The sequence below is a fragment of the Streptomyces sp. F001 genome, from assembly GCF_004187715.1.
GTDB lineage: Bacteria > Actinomycetota > Actinomycetes > Streptomycetales > Streptomycetaceae > Streptomyces > Streptomyces flavusporus.
The window spans coordinates 1-1,180 of record NZ_QZWF01000170.1; the positions used below are offsets into that span (position 1 = coordinate 1).

Genomic DNA, 1,180 nt, shown 5'->3' on the forward strand with positions numbered 1-1,180 from the left:
CCCACCCCCACCGCGTCCCCTTCGGAGAGCACCGGCGACGGCACGACCGCCGGCGCCGGCTTCGCCCCGTACGTCGACACCTCCCTCCACCCCGCGTTCGACCTGGTCGCCGCCGCCGACGCCACCGGCGTGAAGGAGTACAACCTCGCCTTCATCACGGACGGCGGCGGCTGCACCCCGAAGTGGGGCGGCGTCACCGACCTGGCGAGCGACGCGGGGGCCGGGCAGATCGGCGCGCTGCGCGCCAAGGGCGGCGACGTGCGGGTCTCCTTCGGCGGAGCCGCCGGCAGCGAGCTGGCCACGGCCTGCTCGTCGGTGGACGCGCTGGCTGCCGCGTACGGCAAGGTCGTGGACGCCTACAACCTCACCAAGGTCGACTTCGACGTCGAGGGCGGCGCACTGCCGAACACCGCGGCCAACACCCGCCGGGCGCAGGCCATAGCCGAGCTCCAGCAGCAGCACCCGGACCTGGACGTCTCCTTCACCCTCCCCGTCATGCCCGAGGGCCTGACCCAGGACGGCGTCGACCTCCTGTCCGACGCCAAGAAGAACGGCGTCGCCATCGACACCGTCAACATCATGGCGATGGACTACGGCCCGGCGTACAGCGGCGACATGGGCACCTACGCCGAACAGGCCGCCACCGCCACCCAGGCCCAGATCAAGAGCGTCCTCGGCCTGTCCGACAGCGCCGCCTGGAAGGCGGTCGCCGTCACTCCGATGATCGGCGTCAACGACGTCGTCACCGAGATCTTCAAGGTCGACGACGCCACCCAGCTGGTGAACTTCGCCAAGTCCAGGGGCATCGGCCGGCTGTCGATGTGGTCCGGCACCCGCGACAAGGCCTGCCCCGGCGGCCCGAAGCCGGCGGCCGACGCGACCTGCAGCTCCGTCGACCAGGAAAAGTTCGCCTTCTCGAAGGCGTTCGCGGCCTACAACTAGCGCCCTCAAGCAGCCACTTCCCCGAGAGAGACACCAGCCACCCCTCGTAAGAGAACCGGGGCGCGACACCCCCACAGTGTCGCGCCCCGCCCCCCGTCTAGGCCTCCGCGACCGGAGGCAGCACCCCCGTCCGCGCCGCCTGGGCATACCACCGTGCGCTCGACTTCGGCGTCCGCTCCAGCGTCGCGTAGTCGACGTACACCGCGCCGAAGCGCTTGCCGTAGCCGTACGCCCACTC

General features: G+C 71.2%; 2 protein-coding genes. One reads left to right on the forward strand and one right to left on the reverse strand.

Going from position 1 to position 1,180, the window contains the following annotated elements; all coding sequences use genetic code 11:
* On the forward strand, positions 1-942 hold a 942-nt coding region (locus StrepF001_RS45315), incomplete at its 5' end, for a chitinase (protein WP_206307180.1).
* A gap of 97 nt (positions 943-1,039) precedes the next feature.
* On the opposite strand, the gene StrepF001_RS45320 is transcribed toward StrepF001_RS45315, so the two are convergent.
* The coding region (locus StrepF001_RS45320; RefSeq protein WP_129803885.1) for a family 1 glycosylhydrolase at positions 1,040-1,180 on the reverse strand (141 nt) is incomplete at its 5' end.